The organism is Streptomyces lydicamycinicus (assembly GCF_000829715.2).
Classification (GTDB): Bacteria; Actinomycetota; Actinomycetes; order Streptomycetales; family Streptomycetaceae; genus Streptomyces; species Streptomyces lydicamycinicus.
The window spans coordinates 1-16,934 of the sequence record NZ_BBNO01000005.1; the positions used below are offsets into that span (position 1 = coordinate 1).

16 protein-coding genes and 2 rRNA genes are annotated in these 16,934 nt (G+C 70.5%); 14 read left to right on the forward strand and 4 right to left on the reverse strand.

From position 1 onward, the window contains the following. The 10 genes from TU31_RS17630 to TU31_RS17670 form a co-directional block, all read left to right on the forward strand. A 23S ribosomal RNA gene (locus TU31_RS17630) occupies positions 1-234 on the forward strand; the annotation flags it as partial. 73 nt (positions 235-307) lie between these two features. Beyond that, positions 308-424, forward strand: a 5S ribosomal RNA gene (gene rrf / locus TU31_RS17635). An 83-nt stretch (positions 425-507) separates the two neighbouring features. Then, positions 508-1,176 (forward strand): HAD family hydrolase, encoded by a 669-nt coding sequence (locus TU31_RS17640; protein ID WP_042156572.1) that lies wholly within the window; start codon positions 508-510, stop codon positions 1,174-1,176. A gap of 94 nt (positions 1,177-1,270) precedes the next feature. Beyond that, on the forward strand, positions 1,271-2,509 hold the full coding sequence (locus TU31_RS17645; protein ID WP_042155617.1) for an MFS transporter: 1,239 nt from the start codon (positions 1,271-1,273) through the stop codon (positions 2,507-2,509). Next, positions 2,478-3,653: an acetoin utilization protein AcuC gene (locus TU31_RS17650; RefSeq protein WP_042155619.1), complete on the forward strand. Its 1,176-nt coding sequence runs from the start codon at positions 2,478-2,480 to the stop codon at positions 3,651-3,653. The genes TU31_RS17645 and TU31_RS17650 overlap by 32 nt, the downstream gene beginning before the upstream one ends. A 218-nt stretch (positions 3,654-3,871) precedes the next feature. Continuing rightward, positions 3,872-4,687: a phosphatase gene (locus TU31_RS17655; RefSeq protein ID WP_042156574.1), complete on the forward strand. Its 816-nt coding sequence runs from the start codon at positions 3,872-3,874 to the stop codon at positions 4,685-4,687. A 128-nt stretch (positions 4,688-4,815) separates the two neighbouring features. Then, the gene (locus TU31_RS17660; protein WP_006604741.1) at positions 4,816-5,025 is read left to right on the forward strand and encodes a helix-turn-helix domain-containing protein; all 210 of its coding nucleotides are present in this window, start codon (positions 4,816-4,818) and stop codon (positions 5,023-5,025) included. Positions 5,026-5,145: 120 nt separating this feature from the next. After that, positions 5,146-5,244, forward strand: coding sequence for a 30S ribosomal protein bS22 (locus TU31_RS36950; RefSeq protein WP_003948845.1), 99 nt, complete (start codon positions 5,146-5,148; stop codon positions 5,242-5,244). Between the two features lie 200 nt (positions 5,245-5,444). Continuing rightward, positions 5,445-6,494 (forward strand): NAD-dependent epimerase/dehydratase family protein, encoded by a 1,050-nt coding sequence (locus tag TU31_RS17665; protein ID WP_042155621.1) that lies wholly within the window; start codon positions 5,445-5,447, stop codon positions 6,492-6,494. 14 nt (positions 6,495-6,508) lie between these two features. After that, positions 6,509-7,504: a lysophospholipid acyltransferase family protein gene (locus tag TU31_RS17670; protein ID WP_042155622.1), complete on the forward strand. Its 996-nt coding sequence runs from the start codon at positions 6,509-6,511 to the stop codon at positions 7,502-7,504. 47 nt (positions 7,505-7,551) lie between these two features. Here TU31_RS17670 and TU31_RS17675 read toward each other — a convergent pair whose 3' ends face one another. The 4 genes from TU31_RS17675 to TU31_RS17690 all read right to left on the reverse strand — a co-directional run bounded on the left by TU31_RS17675 (position 7,552) and on the right by TU31_RS17690 (position 11,631). Further along, on the reverse strand, positions 7,552-8,763 hold the full coding sequence (locus tag TU31_RS17675; protein WP_042155625.1) for a DUF5667 domain-containing protein: 1,212 nt from the start codon (positions 8,761-8,763) through the stop codon (positions 7,552-7,554). Between the two features lie 273 nt (positions 8,764-9,036). Next, positions 9,037-9,822 (reverse strand): ECF subfamily RNA polymerase sigma factor, BldN family, encoded by a 786-nt coding sequence (locus TU31_RS17680; RefSeq protein WP_006604745.1) that lies wholly within the window; start codon positions 9,820-9,822, stop codon positions 9,037-9,039. A gap of 330 nt (positions 9,823-10,152) precedes the next feature. Further along, a complete protein-coding gene (locus TU31_RS17685) occupies positions 10,153-11,094 on the reverse strand; it encodes an HAD family hydrolase (protein WP_033271004.1) in 942 nt (313 codons plus the stop codon). Between the two features lie 258 nt (positions 11,095-11,352). Beyond that, positions 11,353-11,631, reverse strand: a complete 279-nt coding sequence (locus tag TU31_RS17690) for a glutaredoxin family protein (RefSeq protein WP_042156576.1) — start codon at positions 11,629-11,631, stop codon at positions 11,353-11,355. Between the two features lie 332 nt (positions 11,632-11,963). On the opposite strand from TU31_RS17690, the gene TU31_RS17695 reads away from it, so the two are divergent. The 4 genes from TU31_RS17695 to TU31_RS17710 are packed head-to-tail and all read left to right on the forward strand — an operon-like array spanning position 11,964 to position 16,766. Then, entirely contained in the window at positions 11,964-12,731 is a 768-nt protein-coding gene (locus tag TU31_RS17695) for a redox-sensing transcriptional repressor Rex (RefSeq protein WP_042155629.1), read from the forward strand. Further along, positions 12,728-14,095 carry a glutamyl-tRNA reductase gene (locus TU31_RS17700; protein WP_042155631.1) on the forward strand — a complete coding sequence of 456 codons (1,368 nt, stop codon included), beginning with the start codon at positions 12,728-12,730 and terminating at the stop codon, positions 14,093-14,095. The genes TU31_RS17695 and TU31_RS17700 overlap by 4 nt, the downstream gene beginning before the upstream one ends. Beyond that, positions 14,092-15,120 (forward strand): hydroxymethylbilane synthase, encoded by a 1,029-nt coding sequence (gene hemC / locus TU31_RS17705; protein ID WP_042155633.1) that lies wholly within the window; start codon positions 14,092-14,094, stop codon positions 15,118-15,120. Before TU31_RS17700 ends, hemC begins: the two co-directional genes overlap by 4 nt. Beyond that, positions 15,117-16,766 carry a bifunctional uroporphyrinogen-III C-methyltransferase/uroporphyrinogen-III synthase gene (locus tag TU31_RS17710; protein WP_042155634.1) on the forward strand — a complete coding sequence of 550 codons (1,650 nt, stop codon included), beginning with the start codon at positions 15,117-15,119 and terminating at the stop codon, positions 16,764-16,766. The genes hemC and TU31_RS17710 overlap by 4 nt, the downstream gene beginning before the upstream one ends. Positions 16,767-16,934 lie beyond the last annotated feature (168 nt).

Genomic DNA, 16,934 nt, shown 5'->3' on the forward strand with positions numbered 1-16,934 from the left:
CGGGACGGACGAACCTCTGGTGTGCCAGTTGTCCTGCCAAGGGCATGGCTGGTTGGCTACGTTCGGAAAGGATAACCGCTGAAAGCATCTAAGCGGGAAGCCTGCTTCGAGATGAGGGCTCCCACCAACTTGATTGGTTAAGGCTCCCAGTAGACGACTGGGTTGATAGGCCAGATATGGAAGCCCGGTAACGGGTGGAGTTGACTGGTACTAATAGGCCGAGGGCTTGTCCTCAGTTGCTCGCGTCCACTGTGTAGGTTCTGAAGTAACGACCTGTGATTATGCCGGGTTGTCATCTTCATAGTGTTTCGGTGGTCATTGCGTTAGGGAAACGCCCGGTTACATTCCGAACCCGGAAGCTAAGCCTTTCAGCGCCGATGGTACTGCAGGGGGGACCCTGTGGGAGAGTAGGACGCCGCCGAACAATTTTTCAGCTCCGGTCCCTGAACCTCTGGTTCAGGGACCGGAGCTTTTTTGCGTTTCCGGCCGCTCGGTAGGCTCGTGGGCATGCGCTACGACCTGGTCATTTTCGATAACGACGGTGTCCTGGTGGACAGCGAGGCGATCTCCAATCGGATTCTTGCCGGCTACCTCACCGAATTGGGCCATCTGACCAGCTACGAAGATTCGCTGCGGGATTACATGGGTGGTGCGATGCACCGCATTCATGAGGTCGTGCTCCAGCGGTCCGGGAAGCGGTTGCCGGCCGAGTTCGACGAGAGTTTTCATGCGCGGGTCTTCGACGAGTTCCGTAGGCGGCTGGAGCCGGTGGCGGGGGTGTGCGAGGTGCTGGAGAAGCTGGCCGCGGACGGGGTTCCGTACTGCGTCGGGTCGTCGGGCAGCCATGAGCGCATTCGGGTGGCGCTGACGAAGACCGGGCTGTGGGAACGGTTCGCGGAGGCCGGGGGTGGTGCCGGTGAGCGGATCTTCTCGTCGCAGGACGTGGGGCGGGGGAAGCCGGCGCCGGATCTCTTTCTGTATGCGGCACAGGAGATGGGGGTGGCTCCGGAGCGGTGTGCGGTGGTCGAGGACAGTCCGCTGGGCGTGCGGGCCGCGGTCGCCGCGGGCATGGATGTCTACGGCTTCACGGCGATGACACCGGCGGAGAAGCTGACGGAGGCCGGGGCCACCGCGCTGTTCGCCCATATGGCGGAGCTGCCGGCGCTGTTGCAGTAGGGGGCACCGTCCCCGCCGCCCGTCGGACGCCGGGCGACATCGGCGCTGTGATCCATCTACCCAGTGGTAGTGGGGAGTTCTAGGCTGAGCGGCCGTGACGGCCCCTCGGGTACCAGGAGCGCAGCTGCGACACGGCCGGGTCTCGCTCGCCCTGAGCTTCTTCATCCAGGGTGCGGTCTTCGCCCTTCTGGTGACGCGAATACCCGCGATCCAGGACCGCTACGGGATCTCGGACGGGCTGCTGCCGGTGTTCCTGGCGGCGGTACCGGTCCTCGCGGGGGTCGGCAGTGTCGTCACCGAGCAGCTGGTGAAGCGGGTGCGGCCCGGCCGGGTGCTGCGAGCGGTGCAGCCGGTGGTGTGTCTGGCGCTGGCCGCCGTCGGGTCGGTCGGCTCGATGGCGCAGGCGGCGGTCGCGCTGGCGGTGTTCGGGCTGACGGTGGGCGCGTTGGACGCCTCGATGAACATGCTCGGGGTGAGCCTTCAGCGGGCGTACGGGCGGAGCATCATGCTCGGGTTCCACGCCGCGTACAGTCTGGGCGGCATCGTGGGCGCCTCGCTGGCCTGGGCGGGTGCGCACTGGAAGCTGTCGCTGGCGCTGCTGTACGGGCCGGTGGTGGCGGCCCTGGTGCCGCTGACGCTGCTCGTGGGCCGATGGTTCGTGGACCGGGGCCGGGAGGCGCAGGGGGACAGCGAGGAGGGGACGGCGGGGGCCGTCGTGCCCCTTGCGATGCGGCTGTTGGTGCCGCTGTGTCTGGTGATGGCCTTCGCCTATATCGGGGACTCGACCGTCTCCAACTGGAGCGCCAAGTATCTCCAGGACGTCCTGGGGAGCTCCGAGCAGCTCGCCACCGTCCCGTACAACGTCTATATGGTCACCACGCTGCTCGGGCGGGTGGTGGGGGACCTGGGCGTGCGGCGTTTCGGGGCGGTCGCGGTGGTGCGGGCCGGGGCGGTGGTCGCGGCGGGCGGCTTCGCGGTGGTGGCGGCGGCGCCGGTGGCGTGGGCCGGTATGGCGGGGTTCACGCTGCTGGGGTTCGGGCTCAGTGTGCTCGTGCCCCAGACGTTCGCGGCGGCGGGGCGCTACGCCTTCGAGCGGCACGGTCCGGAGGCCGCGGACATGGCCGTCGCGCGGCTGAACATCTTCAATTACGTGGGCTTCTTGATCGGCTCTCCGCTGGTCGGTGCGCTGGGTGATGTCTGGAGCTATCGGGGGGCGATGCTCGTACCGATGGCCCTGGTGCTGGTGACGCTGGTGTATGCCCGCTCGTTCGGGGCGCCGGCGGCCCGATACGGTGACGGGCATGAGCGGCCGCGCACAGCTGATGTGGGATGAGGCAGTAACGGGCTACGACTTCGGGTCCGGGCATCCGATGGACCCGGTCCGGCTCGCGCTGACCATGCGTTTGGTGGAGGCGTTCGAGCTGGACCGCGGACCGCTGGAGGTGGTCGCGGCCAAGCCGGCCGGGGACTCCACGCTGCGGCTGGTGCATCGTGAGGACTACATCGCCGCGGTCCGCAGAGCCTCGGCGGACCCGGCGGCGGCGGACCTGTCGTACGGGCTGGGGACGGCGGACGATCCGGCGTTCCCGCGGATGCACGAGGCGTCCGCGCTGATCGCCGGGCAGTCGGTGGGCGCGGCGGAGGCCGTCTGGCGCGGCGACGCGGCGCATGCGGTGAACTTCGCCGGCGGTCTGCACCACGCGATGCCGGGCGGGGCGGCCGGATTCTGCATCTACAACGACGCGTCGCTGGCGATCGCCCGGCTGCTGGAGCTGGGGGCCGAACGGGTCGCGTATGTGGATGTGGACGTCCACCACGGAGACGGCGTGCAGGCGGCGTTCTGGGAGGACCCGAGGGTACTGACGATCTCGCTGCACGAGCACCCCCGGACGCTCTTCCCGCAGACCGGCTGGCCGGAGGAGACCGGCGGGGCGGGCGCGGAGGGCACCGCGGTGAATGTGGCGCTGCCGGCCGGGACCGGGGACGAGGGCTGGCTGCGGGCGTTCCACGCGGTGGTCCCGGAGCTGCTGGGGGCCTTCCGCCCGCAGGTGATCGTGACGCAGCACGGCGCGGACACCCACTTCGAGGATCCGCTGGCGCATCTCGCGGTGAGCCTGGACGCCCAGCGTGCGGTGGCGGAGGCCTGCCACGACCTGGCGCATGAGCACGCCGACGGCCGGTGGGTCGCGCTCGGCGGGGGCGGCTATGCGGTGGTGGACGTGGTGCCGCGCAGCTGGACGCATCTGGTCGCGATCGCGGCGGGCCGGCCGATCGAGCCGACCTCGATGGTGCCGGAGGCATGGCGGCACGAAGTGTTCCGCCGGACCCGCCAGTTGGCGCCGCACCGGATGACGGACGGCCGTACGCCGCAGTGGCGGGACTTCTTCGACGAGGGCTATGACCCGGCCGACCGGCTGGACCAGGCGGTGCTGGCGACCCGTCGGGCGGTCTTCCCGGCGCACGGGTTGCTGCCGTAGGGCCGGCCTTCCTGCGGGGGCTGTAACGCTGTTACGGCGGCCCGGGAGCGGGTACTCGGCGGGAGCCGACGGCCCGCACGCGGTCGTCGTCCTGCGCTGCACCGCACCGCTCCGTCCGCCGCTCCCGTACGGCCGTGTCCGGCGCCGCGCCCCACGGATGTGTGATGTCCCGCTGGTCCGGGCACCCGAAGGCCGACCAACCGGACAGTATGGGAAGCGTGTTGGGAACCGGGGCGCTGCGGGCGCACCTGATCGAGGCGCGGCTCGCGGGGACGATCGCGACCACGCGGGAGAAGAGTCTGGCGCGCTACCGGCTCTTCGCGGCACGCGATCCCCGGGCGCTGCTCGGGCTGGATCCCGAGCGGGACTGGCCGCTGAGTGAAGTACTGCGACTGATGGGGCGTAAGTGCGGGGTTTCGGTCGATCCCGCGCACACTTCCGGCCCGGATGTGATCGACCCCGACCGTACGGTCGCCGCGCTGGACGGGTTCGCCGAACGGATCGCCACGGCGGCCGGCCGCCGGGTGCCGGTACTGATCGGCACCGGCCATCCGCACCGGTTGCTGGAGTTCTACGCCGCCCTCGCAGACGCTCTCTCGTCGGCGGGCTGCACCGTTCTCACCCCGGCGTATGGCGCCCGTGTCGACATAGCGACCCGGTTCGGGGTACGTCCCTGCACCCTTGAGTACGTACGGGGAGTCGCGCTGATGCGAGAAACCGGCGTGCGGGGTGCGCCCGGGGCCGGGGGCGTACACACCCATTCTCCGCTCCCGGTACGGACCGCTCTGGCGGCCGCGGCGGACGCTGCGGGGCCGCTGCCGGGGCTGGTGATCGGGGACCACGGTTGGGTCTGCGGGGCAGGTCAGCTGGGCTTTGAGGCGATCGGGCTGGCGGACACGGACGACCCGGCGCCGTTCGTCGGCCAGGCCGAGGGACGGGTGTCCGTGGTGGTGCCGCTCGATGACGCCGTGCGGGCGGCGGACTATCGGCCGCTGGCCCGCTATGTATTGAATCGGGCATGTCTGTCCCGATAGGCGGCTGTTCGCTGCTCCTCTTCCCCACTCGCATCACCCGCCCCTAATCTGGGGAGTGAGCGCATAGCGACGAAGAGTCACCGGAGGGGAAGCCGGTGACCGTCTTATGCGGAAGGTGCAGGTGTGACATGGCGGCAGACCAGAGGCCTCTGAACGAGGTCGTGTTCCTGACAGTGGCGGAGGTCGCCACGGTGATGCGAGTGTCGAAGATGACCGTGTACCGCCTGGTGCACAGCGGTCATCTGCCCGCGATTCGCGTGGGGAGGTCATTCCGGGTTCCGGAGCAGGCGGTGCACGACTACCTCCGGGAGTCCTTTGTGGGGGTGGAATCAGCCTGACAGGTCCGTCGCCGACCCTCGGATTACGCCGTTCGCCCGGCGGCGGGTAGGCTGGCCCGATGTAGGTAGTGTGGGCTCGGACGCCCCGCACCGAGTGATTCGAAGTGAGCGAGGGTAGTCGTGGGCTCTGTTATCAAGAAGCGGCGCAAGCGGATGGCGAAGAAGAAGCACCGCAAGCTGCTCAAGCGCACCCGTGTTCAGCGTCGTAACAAGAAGTAAGCGACGCTGATCGCGAATTCGCAGCCCCCCATCGCCTTGGAGCGATGGGGGGCTGCGGTGCGTTGTGGGCCGTATGGACGGTGGTCGGACGGAAATGTGGCCACGGGCATCCTGCGGTCATCACTGCGCAACACCGACCCGATAGCGTGGTCCGCACAGCTCGGGCCAGTCGTGGTCGCGGCGGGAAGGAAGGGCTGATCTTGGGCAAGGTCGTGCTCGTCACGGGAGTCGCACGGCAATTGGGCGGCCGGTTCGTCCGCCGCATCCAGCGCGATCCCGATGTCGACCGGGTGATCGGGGTGGACGCCGTGCCGCCGGAGCACCATCTGGGCGGCGCCGAATTCCTCAAAGCCGATATCCGGCATCCGGCCATTGCCCGGGTCCTTGCCGAGACGGGCGTCGACACCGTCGTCCATATGGACATCAACGGCACGCCGTTGGGCAAGCGCGGCGGGCGCGCCTCGGTGAAGGAAACCAACGTCATCGGGACGATGCAGCTGCTCGGCGCCTGCCAGAAGGCCCCTCATGTGCAGCGGCTGGTCATCAAGTCCAGCACCAGCGTCTACGGCTCCGCGCCCCGCGACCCCGCCGTCTTCACCGAGACCACCACCCCGAAGTCACTGCCCAGTGGTGGCTTCGCCAAGGACATCGTCGAGGTCGAGGGGTACGTCCGCGGCTTCGCCCGCCGCCGGCCGGATGTGGCGGTCTGTGTGCTGCGCTTCGCCAACATCCTCGGACCGTGCGCGGATTCCCCGCTCGCCGAGTACTTCTCGCTGCCCGTATGGCCCACCGTGCTCGGCTACGACCCGCGGCTTCAGTTCGTCCACGAGGACGACGCCATCGAGGTGCTGCGGATGGCCGCCGCCGCGCCGCGCCGCGGCACGCTCAACAGCGGCACGTTCAATATCGCCGGAGACGGTGTGCTGCTGCTCTCGCAGACCTCCCGGCGGCTGGGGCGGCCGACCGTACCGCTGCTGCTGCCGACGGTCACCTGGGCCGGTACGGCGCTGCGGTCCGTCGGCATCACGGACTTCTCGCCGGAACAGATCCGGCTGCTCACGCACGGCAGGGTCGTCGAAACGACGCAGATGCGCGAGACACTGGGGTTCCACCCGAAGTACACGACGGCGGAGACCTTCGCGGAATTCGCCCGCAGCCGCGGACCCGGGCTGTTGCCGCCCGAGTCCCTCGCCCGCACCGTCGACCGGCTCGCCGGCGTGCTGCCCGCACGCGGCGGCCCGACCCAGTGAGGAGTTCATCCACGATGGCGGACGCCAAGGTCATTCCCTTCGGCGAGGAGCCCCGGGCGCGCAGGAAGGCCAGGCGGGCCGGGCGCGCGGGACGCGATGCGGCGCTGGCGCCCGTACCGGAGGCACGGACCGAGCATCCGCCGGCGGTGCCCCCGCGGCAGAGTCCCGGGCGGTCCCTGGACGAACGGATCGCGGGCGGGCTGGCGTTTCTGCGGCGGCGGATCACCGGCGACTATGAAGTCGACGACTTCGGGTACGACAAGGAGCTGACCGACCAGGTCCTGATGTCGCTGCTGCGGCCCTTCTACGAGAAGTACTTCCGGGTCGAGGTGAAGGGGGTGGAGAACATCCCCTCCGACGGCGGTGCGCTGATCGTCGCCAACCACTCCGGGACGCTGCCGCTGGACGGCCTGATGCTCCAGGTCGGGGTGCACGACAATCACCCGGCACAGCGTCATCTCCGGCTGCTGGCGGCCGATTTGGTCTTCGTCCTGCCGGTGATAAACGAACTGGCACGCAAGGCCGGGCACACCCTCGCCTGCGCGGAGGACGCCCAGCGGCTGCTGGAGCGTGGTGAGATCGTCGGGGTGATGCCGGAGGGCTTCAAGGGCATCGGCAAGCCCTTCGCGGACCGCTACAAACTCCAGCGCTTCGGGCGGGGCGGCTTCGTCTCCACGGCCCTGAAGGCCGGGGTGCCGATCGTGCCGTGCTCGATCGTCGGCGCGGAGGAGATCTACCCGATGATCGGGAACGCCAAGACGCTGGCGCGGGTGCTGGGGCTGCCGTATTTCCCGATCACGCCGACCTTCCCGTGGCTGGGGCCGCTGGGTGCGGTGCCGCTGCCGACGAAGTGGACGATCCAGTTCGGCGAGCCGATCCAGACGGCCGGCTATCCGGCGGAGGCGGCGGACGATCCGATGCTGATGTTCAACCTGACCGATCAGGTACGGGAAACGATTCAGCACACTCTCTACAAGCTGCTGGTACAGCGACGCTCGGTGTTCTTCTGAGGGAAGGACCAGAAGAACACCGAGCGGGCCGGCGCCAAAGAGCTGGGCTACTTGGGGAGATCCTCGCCGTCGATGCCCAGACCGGGAAGCAGCCCCGGGATCAGCGGCGGGAGGGTGACGTCGGGGCGGCCGCCGGTGTCCTTGCGGCCAGCGCTCCCCCCGTCGTGCGGTGACGGGCTGTCGCCCTTGGAGGGCGGGTCGAGCAGCCCGCCCGTGTTGCCGCCGAGCAGGCCGTCCTCCTGCGAAGGCGAGGCCGACGGGCGCGGGGCGTGCGATCCGCCGCGGTGCTTGCCGTGGGCGGACTTGCTGCCGGACGGTGCCGGACGGCCGTCGGAGCCGGAGCCGGTGCCCGCGGAGGCGGGCGTGTCGCGGTGGTGGCGCCTGCTGTCCGGAGTGGACGGCAGCAGCGAGCGGAGCGGACCGACCTCTTTGTCTATGGCGTCGAAGACCGAGCTGACCTCGTCGCGGACGTCGGTGAGCTGCACCGGGAGCTTGTCGCGCAGATGCGACCAGGTGCCGCGGTGGGACTTGGTGAAGGAGTTCAGCGCCTGGATGGGGTCGAGCGAGCCATCGCGCTCATACGCCGCGTGCAGCAGGCGGTGGCCCTCGCCCGCGTCGTGCCGGATGCCGGCCAGCGCCTTGCGGATCTCGCCGAGCGCCTCGTGGTCGAGGTCGGCGAGCCGGGCGCGCTCCATCAGGCGGCGGACCTCCATCATGCGGGTGGAGGCCTGGTCGAGAAGGAGCCGTCCGCGGTCGGAGTCATCGTCGGCCATGCCGAGCCGGAGGTCCTCCATACCGCGCTTGAGGCCGTAGAGGGAGTCGCCGGGGAGGGCATCGGAGCTGGCCGCGGCGACGCCGCTGAACGCTCCGGCGGCGACGCCGACCGTCAGCCCGCCGGCCGCCAGCCCCTTGGAGAGACGGGAGCGCGGGCGCAGTCGGCCGATCGATTTCGTGGCGCGGTGCGCGCCTTTGTGGGCGCGCTGCTCGGGCACCCTGGCACCGTCGGACGGAGCGCCTTCGGCGAAGGCGGCCTCCATCGCGGCGATGAGCTGGGCGCGCTGGACAGTCTTGACCTCGGTGGCCATCTCGGGCCCCGGGAGTCTCCCGAGGCCGTCGGCGACCGCCAACAGCCGTGCTTCGCCCGGCGCTTGCGCCGGATTGTCGACCTGGTCCTCGGCCGCCGCGCCTTCGAGGACCTGCTCCTCCAGCGCCTGGGCGAAGGCGTTGGCCCGCCGGTGCACCGAGACATTTGCGATCACGGGCGGCACCTCCTCTCGTCATCCCGCTCGACTCCCCGGACTGGCTTTGACTGTCCAGATGGACCGGATGGTTGCACGCCGTGCTCCGCGGCCACTCGATCGAGTGAGTGGCAGCGGGCATGGCGTGACCGCATGGAGCCTGCATCCCGCACAACGAGCGGCGCGGCACTCGGGTTACGCACTCACGATGATCTGACCGACCGGGTGCGAGTGGTCACCAAGAGTGAGCGAATGAGGGTGTGGGGCGGGGCGTCGGTTCATGTGGACAGGGGGTCAGCGGGCGTCTTCGGGGAGCAGGCGCGCGAGGGTGCGGACCGCGCGGTACTGGAGGGTCTTGATCGCGCCCTCGTTCTTGCCCATGACGCGGGCGGTCTCGGCGACCGAGAGGCCCTGGAGGAAGCGCAGCGTGACGCACTCCTGCTGCTGGGGGTTGAGCTTGCGTACCGCCTCCAGGAGGGCGGCGTTGGAGAGCGATTCGAGGACCGAGTCCTCGGGGCTGCGCTCGACCTCGTTGGCGTCGAGCATCTCTCCGGTGGTGACTTCCAGACGGAAGCGGGAGGACTTGAAGTGGTCGGCGACGAGGTTGCGGGCGATGGTCACCAGCCAGGCGCCGAAGTCACGGCCCTGCCAGGTGAACGTGCCGATGCGGCGCAGGGCGCGCAGAAAGGTCTCGCTGGTCAGGTCCTCGGCCGTGGCGCGTCCGCCCACGCGGTAATAGATGTAGCGGTAGACCGTGTCGGCGTACTGGTCGTAGAGGCGGCCGAAGGCTTCGGCCTCGCCGGCCTGGGCTCGTTCGACGAGGTCCATCATGCGACGGCTGTCGCTGTCGGCGGGGCGACGGGCGGTGGTCGTGCCGGTGCCGGAGCGGCGGGTTCTGCCGGCGGCCTTTCCGACCGCAGCACTCCCGTCGGCCAGGGCGTAGCAGGGTCCGGCGGCGGGGACGGCTGAGGCGAATGCGGGGACGGCGTACGCGGTGGGGACAAAACTGCGCAGGTGGTCGACGAGTGTCGTACGCAGCGTAGCCAGGCCCGAGGCGTCAACCCCGACGTGTGGGTACACGGGACTCCCAGAGGCAGAGCTTCCATCACGTGCAGTGCGGGACCGTTCACTCCTCGTAGGGACGTGTGGGTTCCGGATTGCGTCTGAGGAGAATAACGCTTCGTACAGGCAGCGCTACACCCAGTTGCTCAAATCATCGATTAGTTACGGTCCGTGCCGGGTTGGTGGCAGATCAAGTATCGAATACTGAGCAACTATTGATCGGAAGGGAACGCAATCTGCCTGGTTGGAAGGCGTGTTGTGGCTGACCGACGGCAGCGGGACTGAGGGGACGGCGCGGGGGGTAGGAAGAGGGGATGGCCGTCCCGTCCGATCGGTGATCAGGCCTGGTCAGCGGCGTCGGCGCTGGAGCGCGACCGCGGCCGCGGCGCCGCCGGCGAGGGCGCCGACCCCGGCCGCCGCCGGGATGCCGATCTTGGCCGCTTTCCGGCCGGTGCGGTAGTCGCGCAGCCGCCAGCCCTGCTCCCGGGCGTGCTTGCGCAGCCTGCTGTCGGGATTGATCGCATACGGGTGCCCGACGAGCGAGAGCATCGGGATGTCGTTGGCGGAGTCGCTGTAGGCGGCGCAGTGCGACAGGTCCAGGCCCTCGGCGGCCGCCAGTGCGCGGACCGCCTCGGCCTTGGCGGGGCCGTGCAGCGGCTCGCCGACCAGCTTGCCCGTGTAGACACCGCCGACGGACTCGGCGACGGTGCCCAGCGCGCCGGTCAGGCCAAGCCGGCGGGCGATGATCGTCGCGGTCTCGACGGGGGCCGCGGTCACCAGCCAGACCTTCTGGCCGGCGTCGAGGTGGGCCTGGGCCAGGGCGCGGGTGCCGGGCCAGACCCGCTCGGCCATGTACTCGTCGTAGATCTCCTCGCCGATGGACATCAGCTCGGCGACGCGGTGGCCCTGGACGATGGACAGCGCGCTGTTGCGGACGTCCGCCATGTGCTCGGGGTTCTCCGAGCCGGCCAGCCGGAAGTAGATCTGCTGCCAGGCGAAGCGGGCCAGGTCGCGCTTGTGGAAGAAGTGCCGTTTGTACAGGCCGCGGCCGAAGTGGAAGAGCGCGGCGCCCTGCATGACGGTGTTGTCCAGGTCGAAGAACGCGGCGGCCGCGGTGTCCCCGACGACCGGGAATTCGGGCTCCGCGGGCGTCTCCTCGACGGGCGGGGCCTCCTGGGAGGACTTGCGGGCGGCCTCGGCCGCGGCCTCGCCGGCCAGCACGCTGCGGGCCGTGGCGGGGCGTCGGCGGCGAGGGATCCAGCCCAGGTCGAAGAGCGCCCCGGAGGGCATCCAGCCGGATCGGCGAGCGGGCGACATGCCGACAGCGTAGCCAGTTTGTTCGGTGCAGCCGGTTACGGGCGCGTGTCAGGAGGGCCTGGGGAGGGGGAAGGGCGCATTACGGCCACCTCAGCGGGGCCTTAGGGGGCGGGCGAACACTTCCCGTAGGGGACGAGAAGGCCCCCTGCGGGGCCACAACGTGGTGGGGGGAGGGGGAATTCCTTGCGTCGTGGGGCGGTGGGGGATTTCCGGGCGGGTTGGGGGTCGGGGTCAGGCGCCCAGGGCCGTGCGCAGGCGTTTCGGGTCGACGCGCCAGAAGTCGTGCTGGGCGCCGTCGACGAGGATGACCGGAATCTGCTCCCAGTACTTGCGGTGCAGCTCGGGGTCCTCCGTGATGTCTTTCCGCTCCCACGACGCGCCGGTCTCGGCGCAGACCTTCTCGATCACGGCCTGGGCGTCGTCGCAGAGGTGGCAGCCCGGCTTGCCGACGAGGGTGACCAGCCGGTCGGCGGGGTTCTTGCGGGGGCTGCGGCTGAACAAGGGGGCCATGGAGCCATTGTGCCGGGTCACGGCGGTGTCCGGTCCGGCCGGGTTCGACTACCATCGGTGGGCGATTTGTAGGTTTCCGGGGGTATAGCGGTGAGGAGTGAGGGCGCGTGCTCCCGTCGGTGCTACCCGCTGAAACGGGTGGCGCGAGTGAACGGTGTGACGTGGGAGTTGGTTCCACGGGGGCCCGTAATGGCCGCGTGACCCCGGTCACTTTGGGCCGACAAAACGGACACCATCTTTGTGCACGCGTTCACAAAGACATAGCCTGCACAAGACAGGGCGGTCGGGTTCCATACGGTCGCCCGCAGCCCCGCTCTACCCGCAGGAGCACCGTGGCAACTGGCCGAACTCACCGACCGGCGACCCGAAGCCGAGGCATTCCCGAGGCCACCGTCGCCCGGCTTCCGCTGTATCTGCGTGCACTGACCGCGCTCTCCGAGCGCTCGGTACCCACGGTCTCCTCCGAGGAGCTCGCGGCCGCGGCGGGGGTCAATTCCGCCAAGCTGCGCAAGGACTTCTCCTACCTCGGCTCGTACGGGACCCGCGGCGTCGGCTACGACGTGGAGTACCTCGTTTACCAGATCTCGCGTGAACTGGGGCTGACCCAGGACTGGCCGGTTGTCATCGTCGGTATCGGTAACCTCGGCGCCGCCCTCGCCAACTACGGCGGCTTCGCCTCGCGCGGGTTCCGCGTCGCCGCGCTGATCGACGCCGACCCGGCCATGGCCGGCAAGCCCGTCGCGGGCATCGCGGTCCAGCACACCGATGAGCTGGAGCACATCATCGAGAGCAACGGCGTCTCGATCGGCGTCATCGCCACGCCGGCCGGGGCCGCCCAGCAGGTCTGTGACCGCCTGGTCGCGGCCGGTGTCACCTCGATCCTCAACTTCGCGCCGACCGTGCTGACCGTGCCCGACGGGGTGGACGTCCGCAAGGTCGACCTGTCGATAGAGCTCCAGATCCTCGCCTTCCACGAGCAGCGCAAGGCCGGCGAGGAGGTCGGGCCCGACAGCGGTGGGCCGGCGGCCGCCGCCCGCGCCGCGGTGGCGGACGATCGCAAGGGACCTGACGGGGACATGCCCGCCGTGATGCCGGCATGACACTCCTGGTCGTCGGACTGAGCCACCGCAGCGCGCCGGTGAGCGTGCTGGAGCGGGCCGCGCTCGCCCCGGAGGCGCGCGGCAAGCTGCTCCAGGACGCGGTGTCGGCCGAACCGGTCACCGAGTCCGCGGTGCTCTCCACCTGCAATCGCATCGAGCTCTACGCCGACGTGGACAAGTTCCACGCGGGTGTCGCCGAGCTGTCCGGCCTCCTGGCCCGGCACAGCGGCGCCGGCCTGGAGGAGCTCACCCCTTATCTCTACGTCCACTACGAGGACCGGGCGGTCCACCACCTCTTCTCGGTGGCCTGCGGCCTGGACTCGATGGTCGTCGGCGAGGGCCAGATCCTCGGGCAGATCAAGGACGCGCTGGCCGTCGCGCAGGAGCAGCACACCGCGGGCCGGCTGCTGAACGATCTGTTCCAGCAGGCCCTGCGGGTCGGCAAGCGGGCCCACAGTGAGACCGGTATCGACAAGGCCGGCCAGTCGCTGGTCACCTTCGGGCTGGAGCAGCTCGCGGCCGGCCGGGACGTCGAGGACTGGGCGCGCGGCAAGCGGGCGCTGGTCATCGGCGCCGGCTCGATGTCGTCGCTGGCCGCCACCACGCTCGTACGGGCCGGGGTCGGCGAGCTGGCCGTCGCCAACCGCACCGTCGAGCGCGCCGAGCGGCTGGTGCAGATCCTCACCGAGCCGGGCGGGACCGGCGCCGCCACCGGGCTCGCCGCCCGTGCGGTGGCGATGACCTCCGTCCCGGAAGAGCTGGCGCTCGCCGACATCGTGGTCTCCTGTACCGGTGCGACCGGCCTGGTCCTGGCGGGCGAGATGGTCGCCGCCGCGCGCGACGGCCGTACGGCTCCGCTGGCGCTGCTCGATCTCGCCATGCCGCGGGACATAGATGCCGCGGTGCACCGGATCGAGGGCGCGCACCTCGTCGACATCGAGTCGCTGGCCGACGCGTCCGCGGACGCACCGATGGCGGCCGACGTGGACAAGGTGCGCGGCATCGTCTCCGATGAGGTCGCCGCGTTCGGCGCCGCCCAGCGGGCCGCGCACATCACCCCCACCGTGGTCGCCCTGCGCACCATGGCCGCGGACGTCGTCGCCGGTGAGATCGCCCGGCTCGACGGCCGCCTTCCCGACCTGGACGACAAGCAGCGCGCCGAGATCACCCAGACCGTGCGCCGCGTCGTCGACAAACTCCTGCACGCGCCCACTGTCCGGGTCAAGCAGCTGGCCAGCGAGCCCGGCGGCGCCGGGTACGCGGACGCCCTGCGGGAACTCTTCGACCTCGACCCCCAGACGGTCGCCGCCGTCAGCCGGGCCGACACGCGCGCCGACAGGCACGATGCACGGGAGCGGGCATGACTGACAGCACCACGAGAGCACTGCGGCTGGGCACGCGGCGCAGCAAGCTCGCCATGGCCCAGTCCGGACAGGTCGCCGAGGCGGTGCGCGCACTGACCGGCCGCCCCGTCGAACTGGTGGAGATCACCACCTACGGGGACACCTCCCGCGAGCATCTCGCGCAGATCGGCGGCACCGGTGTGTTCGTCTCCGCGCTGCGGGACGCGCTGCTCGCCGGGGAGATCGACTTCGCCGTTCACTCGCTCAAGGACCTGCCCACCGCGCAGCCCGAGGAGCTGACCCTGGCCGCGATACCCGTACGGGAAGACCCCCGGGACGCGCTGATCGCCAGGGACGGGCTCACCTTCGAGCAGCTGACCGCCGACGAGGACCGGGTGGCCCGCATCGGCACCGGCTCCCCCAGGAGGATGGCGCAGCTGAACGCCTGGGCCAGGTCGCTGGGCCGGCGTGTGGAGACCGTGCCGATACGCGGGAACATCGACACCCGCATCGGCTTCGTCGAAAAGGGCGAACTGGACGCGGTCGTACTGGCCGCCGCCGGACTCACCCGCATCGGCCGGATCGACGAGGTGACGCAACTGCTGTCGCCCGACGTGATTTTGCCTGCCCCCGGCCAGGGGGCGCTGGCGATCGAGTGCGCCGCGGTCAACGCGGACCTCGCCGCCCGGCTCGCCGAGCTCGACGACCCGGACACCCGGGCCGCCGTGACCGCCGAGCGATCCCTGCTCGCCGCCCTGGAGGCCGGCTGTTCCGCACCCGTCGGAGCACTGGCCGAACTTTCCCCAAGCTCTCGACTTCGTTCGAGCAGGGGAGGCCCCAAGGCCGACGAGCAGGCTGTCACCGAATTGCACCTGCGCGGTGTCGTCGGCACGACCGACGGCAGCACGCTGGTGCAGATGTCCACCACCGGGCACGTACCCGCCTCTCCCGACGAGCTGTCGACCCCGCTGCACATGGGTCGGGAACTCGCCGCCGAGATGCTCGCAAAGGGTGCGGCCGGTCTTATGGGGGAGCGAGCACTTTGAACCCCACCGCCCCAAACCACTCCGCCTCCGGTCAGGTCACCTTCCTGGGTGCCGGGCCGGGAGACCCGGGTCTGCTGACGCTGCGTGCCGTGGAGGCGCTGGCCTCCGCGGACGTACTGATCGCCGACCCGCAGGTGCTGGACGTCGTGCGCGTGCATGCCCGCGCACAGGTGGACACACCACTCCAGGCATCAGCCGACGAGGCGTCAATCCCCGCCGATGTCCCGGCCCTTAGGGACACCGCCAATCTTGTCATGGCGGCCGCCCGTGCGGGCAAGCGGGTCGTACGTGCCGTCAGCGGAGATCCCGGCCTGGACGGGTACGTCGCCGAGGAGATGCTGGCCTGCGCCGCCGAAGGCATCGTCTTCGAGGTCGTGCCCGGTATCGCCGCGGCCGTCGGCGTGCCCGCGTACGCCGGTGTCCCGCTGCGGGACGCGCAGGGCACCGATGTCCGCTTCGTCGACGCCCGCACCGCCGATGCGCGCTGCTGGTCCGAGGTGGGTGCCAGCGACGCCACCGCCGTCGTCTCCACCTCCCTCGACTCGGTGGCCGCGGCCGCCGGTGAGCTGGTGTCCGGGGGCCGCAAGCCCGACACTCCGCTGACCGTCACCGTCGCCGGTACCACCACCCGCCAGCGCACCTGGACCGCCACCCTCGGGTCGGTCGCGCAGGTGCTCAAGGCCGCCAAGGTGCTGCCGTCGCCGGACGGCGGCCAGCCGGTCATAGCCGTGGTCGGTGAGCGCAGTGCCGCCGCGCAGCGCGACCGCCTTTCGTGGTTCGAGTCCAAGCCGCTCTTCGGCTGGCGGGTGCTCGTGCCGCGCACGAAGGAGCAGGCCGCGTCGCTCTCCGACCAGCTCGTCTCGTACGGCGCGGTGCCGCACGAGGTCCCGACCATCGCCGTCGAACCGCCGCGCACCCCGCAGCAGATGGAGCGCGCGGTCAAGGGCCTGGTCACCGGCCGCTACGAGTGGATCGCCTTCACCTCGGTCAACGCCGTCAAGGCCGTCCGGGAGAAGTTCGAGGAGTACGGCCTGGACGCCCGCGCGTTCGCCGGGATCAAGGTCGCCGCGGTCGGCGAGCAGACCGCCAAGGCGCTGGTCGCCTTCGGCGTGAAGCCCGACCTGGTGCCGAGCGGTGAGCAGTCCGCCGCCGGCCTGCTGGAGGACTGGCCGCCCTACGACCCGGTCTTCGACCCGATCGACCGCGTCTTTCTGCCGCGCGCCGACATCGCCACCGAGACCCTGGTCGCCGGGCTGATCGAGCTGGGCTGGGAGGTCGACGACGTCACCGCCTACCGGACGGTGCGCGCCTCGCCGCCGCCGGCCGAGACCCGTGAGGCGATCAAGGGCGGCGGCTTCGATGCGGTGCTCTTCACGTCCTCGTCGACCGTGCGGAACCTCGTCGGCATCGCCGGCAAGCCGCACAACGTGACCGTGATCGCCTGTATCGGTCCGGCCACCGCCAAGACCGCCGAGGAGCACGGGCTGCGGGTGGACGTGATGTCGCCCGAGCCGTCGGTGCACAAGCTGGCCGAGGCACTCGCGGACTTCGGGGCGGCGCGCCGCGATGCCGCGCTGGAGGCCGGGGACCCGGTCACCCGCCCGAGCGAGCGGCGGCCCGGCTCGCGCCGGAGAGCGCGCAGCTGACAGCGGTTCGTACGGCTCGGAAGGGCGCCTCTCCTGGGGGCGCCCTTCTGCTTGTCCGGGGAGCCGGTGGTCCGCGTCGCCCGTCGTCCCGTGAGCCCGCTGTCGCGGCCCCGGGCGGGCGCCGGAAGGGGCCGGGCCTGCCGACGACACGTCGGCAAAGGCAGGTGC

What these genes read in the sequence shown, in the direction of transcription:
- TU31_RS17640 (WP_042156572.1), top strand. Translation starts at nt 508, where the DNA reads ATGCGCTACGACCTGGTCATTTTCGATAACGACGGTGTCCTGGTGGAC.
- TU31_RS17650 (WP_042155619.1), top strand. Translation starts at nt 2,478, where the DNA reads ATGAGCGGCCGCGCACAGCTGATGTGGGATGAGGCAGTAACGGGCTAC.
- TU31_RS17660 (WP_006604741.1), top strand. Translation starts at nt 4,816, where the DNA reads ATGGCGGCAGACCAGAGGCCTCTGAACGAGGTCGTGTTCCTGACAGTG.
- TU31_RS17670 (WP_042155622.1), top strand. Translation starts at nt 6,509, where the DNA reads ATGGCGGACGCCAAGGTCATTCCCTTCGGCGAGGAGCCCCGGGCGCGC.
- TU31_RS17685 (WP_033271004.1), bottom strand. Translation starts at nt 11,094, where the DNA reads ATGCCCTCCGGGGCGCTCTTCGACCTGGGCTGGATCCCTCGCCGCCGA.
- TU31_RS17690 (WP_042156576.1), bottom strand. Translation starts at nt 11,631, where the DNA reads ATGGCCCCCTTGTTCAGCCGCAGCCCCCGCAAGAACCCCGCCGACCGG.
- TU31_RS17700 (WP_042155631.1), top strand. Translation starts at nt 12,728, where the DNA reads ATGACACTCCTGGTCGTCGGACTGAGCCACCGCAGCGCGCCGGTGAGC.
- hemC (WP_042155633.1), top strand. Translation starts at nt 14,092, where the DNA reads ATGACTGACAGCACCACGAGAGCACTGCGGCTGGGCACGCGGCGCAGC.